The following is a 527-nucleotide window of genomic DNA, read 5'->3' as shown; positions in this document are numbered from 1 at the left end:
AGGTGACATCCCAGCACACCCACGTTAACCGATTCTCAGGTACCGACCCCCCGAGCCGCCGCCCCGGGGGCGCGGGCTCGCGCGTGGAGCGGGCGACGGGAATCGAACCCGCGTAGCTAGTTTGGAAGACTAGGGCTCTACCATTGAGCTACGCCCGCGTGGCCGTGCGCGCCGCCCGGTGGAGGGCGTGCGCAGCGGTCGGCGCCCAGCTTAACGGGTCCGCGGCGGTAGCCTGTGGCAGCACCCGCCGCGCGCGGCGGGTCGCGGGGTGTGGCGCAGCTTGGTAGCGCGTCCGCTTTGGGAGCGGAAGGCCCCCGGTTCGAATCCGGGTACCCCGACGAGCACGGCCCGCCGACGACCCCGCGTCGACCGGCGGGCAGGCAGACGCCCCGGCGCGGACGGCTACGCTTTCGCGGGGGGGGGGGGGGGGGGGCGGGGCCGCCCCCCGGCCGCCCCCCCCCCCCCCCCCCCCGCCCCCCCCCCCCCCCCCCCCCCCCCCCCCTTCGACGCCCAACAACCCCACCCCC

General features: G+C 77.8%; 2 tRNA genes. One reads left to right on the top strand and one right to left on the bottom strand.

The window, feature by feature from the left end:
- Positions 1-84: 84 nt before the first annotated feature.
- Positions 85-158, bottom strand: a tRNA-Gly gene (locus tag ACRYM0_RS20890).
- A 106-nt stretch (positions 159-264) separates the two neighbouring features.
- Here ACRYM0_RS20890 and ACRYM0_RS20885 point away from each other — a divergent pair.
- Positions 265-338, top strand: a tRNA-Pro gene (locus tag ACRYM0_RS20885).
- Positions 339-527: the final 189 nt, after the last annotated feature.

Origin of the sequence: Kineococcus arenarius subsp. arenarius, from assembly GCF_050871845.1 — a bacterium.
Classification (GTDB): Bacteria; Actinomycetota; Actinomycetes; order Actinomycetales; family Kineococcaceae; genus Kineococcus.
The sequence above is the reverse complement of the archived record's forward strand: the minus strand, read 5'-3'. Positions and strand labels throughout refer to the sequence as shown.